At 65.6% G+C, this 4,009-nt stretch carries 7 protein-coding genes; 3 read left to right on the plus strand and 4 right to left on the minus strand.

Going from position 1 to position 4,009, the window contains the following annotated elements; all coding sequences use genetic code 11:
* The 3 genes from B5X69_RS20315 to B5X69_RS20325 form a co-directional block, all read left to right on the plus strand.
* A partial coding sequence (locus tag B5X69_RS20315; RefSeq protein ID WP_245798827.1) for a winged helix-turn-helix transcriptional regulator occupies positions 1–541 on the plus strand: 541 nt, incomplete at its 5' end.
* Between the two features lie 124 nt (positions 542–665).
* Entirely contained in the window at positions 666–1,061 is a 396-nt protein-coding gene (locus B5X69_RS20320; protein WP_008831331.1) for a hypothetical protein, read from the plus strand.
* A complete protein-coding gene (locus B5X69_RS20325) occupies positions 1,058–2,026 on the plus strand; it encodes a tyrosine-type recombinase/integrase (protein ID WP_008831330.1) in 969 nt (322 codons plus the stop codon). The genes B5X69_RS20320 and B5X69_RS20325 overlap by 4 nt, the downstream gene beginning before the upstream one ends.
* Here B5X69_RS20325 and B5X69_RS20330 read toward each other — a convergent pair.
* The 4 genes from B5X69_RS20330 to B5X69_RS20350 form a co-directional block, all read right to left on the minus strand.
* A complete protein-coding gene (locus B5X69_RS20330) occupies positions 2,023–2,643 on the minus strand; it encodes a histidine phosphatase family protein (RefSeq protein WP_008831329.1) in 621 nt (206 codons plus the stop codon). The two genes, B5X69_RS20325 and B5X69_RS20330, sit on opposite strands and share 4 nt — an antisense overlap.
* 6 nt (positions 2,644–2,649) lie before the next feature.
* A complete protein-coding gene (locus B5X69_RS20335) occupies positions 2,650–3,102 on the minus strand; it encodes a DUF2442 domain-containing protein (RefSeq protein ID WP_008831328.1) in 453 nt (150 codons plus the stop codon).
* Entirely contained in the window at positions 3,099–3,326 is a 228-nt protein-coding gene (locus B5X69_RS20340) for a DUF4160 domain-containing protein (RefSeq protein WP_020817904.1), read from the minus strand. The genes B5X69_RS20335 and B5X69_RS20340 overlap by 4 nt, the downstream gene beginning before the upstream one ends.
* A 336-nt stretch (positions 3,327–3,662) precedes the next feature.
* Positions 3,663–3,869 (minus strand): hypothetical protein, encoded by a 207-nt coding sequence (locus B5X69_RS20350; protein WP_008831325.1) that lies wholly within the window; start codon positions 3,867–3,869, stop codon positions 3,663–3,665.
* Positions 3,870–4,009: the final 140 nt, after the last annotated feature.

Genomic DNA, 4,009 nt, shown 5'->3' on the forward strand with positions numbered 1-4,009 from the left:
CCATGGGCATGCTCAACCACCATTTCGCAGCAGCCGCCTGATCGGCGCAGAGCGACAGCCTACCTCTGACTGCCGCCAATCTTTGCAACAGAGCCGTTTTATGGAAGCTGGTTACGCGAAGGGAACCACCGGCATCGCGGTGTTCAATGTTGACGGGGGCATGAAGCTCGACGAGATACGTCGCGCGCATGGCGGCAACCTGGATAATTGCCCGGTACGGGACGTCCTGGCCAATCTGAGCGGCAAATGGTCTTCGCTCCTGCTGATCGTGCTTGCGGAACGCCCGCGCCGTTTCAGCGAGATCCGCCGACTTGTGTTCGACATTTCGCAACGCATGCTGACGCAGACCCTGCGTGAATTGCAGAGGGATGGCTACGTTCACAGGCTGGTCGTCCCCAGCACGCCGCCCAAGGTGGAATATAGCCTGACCCCTTTGGGCCACTCGATGTTCCAACCCTTGCTGGCCCTTATCGAATGGGCTGACCAGAACCACATGGCTGTGCGTGAGGCTCGAGACCGGTTCGACGCGATAGCTGAATAGCCGGAATGCGACATGCGGGATTCACGCCTCGTTCTATGTATGATAATGTCCTTTATCACACACTCATGGCGATCCGATGGAGCCGTTTAAACGGTCCCGAGATCCACCGCCGAAAGGGAGCGATATGGACCAGGACGAGGACACGGCTTTCGCCGACAACTATGCCGAGCGCGACCAGGCCAAGGCGCTGCGCGAGCAGGCCCGCGCGGGCGGCTTGCGCTTCGAGGCGTATCTTACCGGCGATCAGGCCGACTGGCTGTTGGAGCGGATCGAGCGCGGCATGTTCGCCGATCCTTCCGAGGCGGTGTTCGCGATCGTCAAGAACTTCATCGACATGGAGCCGCACCACGATTTACGCGACGAGCTGCTACGCCGGATATTGGACGGGTCGATAAAGCGCGGCCTTGAGGACGCGGAGGCTGGCCGCGTCCGCGACGCCGACGAGGTGTTCGACGAGCTGCGCCGCAAGATGGCCGCGCCGCGTCCCGCGCCGGCGCGATGGGAGAAGATCGCGCGATGAACCAGCTCGCCCCCCTCCCCGCGCCCGCGCCCGCGCTGGCGTTGCCGGCGCTGATCGCGGCGGCCGACGAGCGCGCGCAGCTTCGATTCCTTGAGTTCTTCGCCGTCACCATCCGCAATCCGCATACACGCCGCGCCTATGCGCGGGCGGCCGGCGACTTCCTGGCCTGGTGCGAGGCGCGCGGCGTCGCCTCGCTCGCCCAGGTGCAGCCGCTTCATGTCGCGGCCTGGGTCGAGGCGCTGGGGCGCGAGCTGGCCGCCCCCAGCGTCAAGCAGCAGCTCGCCGGCGTGCGCCACCTGTTCGACTGGCTGGTGACGGGTCATGCCGTGCCGGCGAACCCGGCCGGATCGGTGCGCGGGCCGGCGCATAGCCAGCGGCGCGGCAAGACGCCGGTACTGGCCCCCGACGAGGCGCGGCGGTTGCTCGACAGCATCGACGTGACCACCCATGCGGGCCTGCGCGACCGCGCGCTGATCGGTCTCATGGTCTATAGCTTCGCGCGGATCGGCGCGGCGCTGGCGATGCGGGTCGAGGACGTGTTCATGCAGAATCGGCGGCTATGGGTCCGCCTGCATGAGAAAGGCGGCAAGCGCCATGAAATGCCCTGCCACCACAATCTAGAGGATTATCTAACCGCCTATATCGACGGTTGCGAGCTGCGCGAGGACCGCAAGGGGCCGCTATTCCGCACGATCGCGCGCAGCACTAAGCGACTAAGCGATACCCCCCTGCCCCAAGCCAACGCCTTCGCGATGGTGCGCCGGCGCGCGGCGGCGGCCGGGATCGGGACGGCGATCGGCAACCACAGTTTCCGCGCGACCGGGATCACCACCTATTTGAAGAATGGCGGCACGTTGGAGACGGCCGCGACGATGGCGAACCATAGCTCGACGCGCACCACCCAGCTCTATGACCGCCGCCCCGATGACGTGACGCTGGACGAGGTGGAGCGCGTGTTGATCTAGGCGGCGAGCGCGGGCGCGCAGGTCCAGCGGTCGCCCTGCCAATGAAACCCTACCCGCTGCGCGTTGCCGATCGCGGGCGGCTCGCCCTTGCGCCAGAAAGCGCGCATCTTGGCCCGATCGTCCAGATGGGCGTCGGCGACGATCGCGCGCGCGGCCTGGATGAACTGCCCATGCCCGAACACATAGGCCAGCGATCCCGCAGGCATGGCGGCGAGGCGCGTTAGCGCCGCCTCGCAGCGCCGTAACAGGGTGCTGAAACTCTCCGCCCCTTCCCCGTCGCAGTAGTCAGGATCGGCCTCGCGCCAATAGCGTTCTAGGTGCGGCATCCGTTCGGCGCTGCGCGTGCCGTTCCAGCGCGCAGGTTGCAAATAGGTGAACTCTTCGATCGGCCACACTTCCACCGGCACGCCTGGAAAGCGCGCGATCGTCGGCGCGGCCGTCTGCCGGGTGCGGGTATAGGGCGAGGTGACGATGAGCGCGGGCGCTTGCGTCCAGCTCGCCGCGACCGCGCGCGCCTGTTCGTGGCCGCGCTCCGTCAGCGCGATCGTCGCGAGATCGTGGCAGGGCACGCCGGCGTTGCCGGTGTTTTCGCCGTGGCGGATGAAGATCGCTCTCATGTCCGGTTAGGCGGCCCGGTATAGCCCATTGCTGGCTTCCCAGCCCCGGCACGCCAGCAAGATTGGTTTCGGCACCTTCTTTTCGCCGTTGGAGTAGTAGGCGACCATGCGGCGCGAGACGCCAAGCGCATCGGCCGCCTTCGACAGCGACAGCGCATGGCGCAGCCGCCATTCGAGGAAGGCGCGCACATCGCCATGCCCGGTTGCCGACAGCGTTTCGAGCCACAGCATGTCCGCGCCCAGCTCCGCACCCGAAGGCCAGGCCAGGCTATGACCCCAATCGCCCACTTCGACCTTGGCGAACTCGCCCGGATCGCGCAGCGCGGCAAAGGCGCGATCGGCGAGGACCGCGCCAAGATCGAGATCAGCCGCCGTCCCTTCCGACCAGGACAGATGCAGCGATGACGGCCCGGTCGCGCGCACGGCGGTAATGGTGCGGGCCTTGTCGGTGATGTTCATCCGTTCAACTCCTGCCACGTCTGCATGAGCAAAGCCTGATTAGGCCGCGCCCATTCCAATGCGTCCTTCAAGACCGCCGCCGACACGGTGCCCACGATCACGTCAAACGATGCAATCGCCACCGAGCAGCGGAAATCCGGGCCTTCGATGTGGAAATGCGGCACGCCATGATCGCGGCCATAGACGGCAATTTTCCAGCGGGGACCGCGAAACATCGTGACCATGCTTCAATGTAGTGCAAAGGTTGCACTAGTGCAAGGCTGATAGCCAAAATGATCTAAGCGCCTGGCGCTGGCACCGTGGCCCTACTCGTTGCGCTCCCCAAGCCCGCAAGCGGTCCTGGCCCAAGGTTCCGGCCCACATGGCGGGCGAGATCGCGTGCGCGGATCTCGCGGCACCCTCGCCGATTACCGGCGATGTAGGCGATCGGGCGTCCAGCCTTCAATTCGTCGCCGGGTTCCGGCGGCCGATCAGGCACCTTGTCGAGAATGCGGTCGAGATCACCCACCGCACGACCTTTGGAGCGCCGCGCGAAAAACTCGGCCGCCGTTTCGGGTCGATCAATCGTCATCATGGAGATCAGACATAAGCGCCTCAACGCTGGTGAAGCGCACGCCCTTGCCAGCTTCCAGTTCTTCGATCGCATCGCGCGTAGCAGCGCGGCCCATCAACTCGGCCTCCAACTTCGCCTTATGGGCCTCATTACGCGCGCGGCGCTCGGGACTCCAATCTTTCATAAGATCGGAAAAGGGGCGATGGCCGGCCATTCTATCAATCCTTCTAGGTGAGAATCTGGATGCCGCGCCGCTTCACCAGCGTCAGCAAGGCGAGCGCCGCGCCAGTCGGCCGCATCGTGCCGGCCTCCCAGCGCTGGACCGTGCGCTTGTGCGCCCACAGCAAGCGCGCA

It is taken from the genome of Sphingopyxis flava (assembly GCF_900168005.1).
In the GTDB taxonomy this organism is placed as follows: Bacteria; Pseudomonadota; Alphaproteobacteria; order Sphingomonadales; family Sphingomonadaceae; genus Sphingopyxis; species Sphingopyxis flava.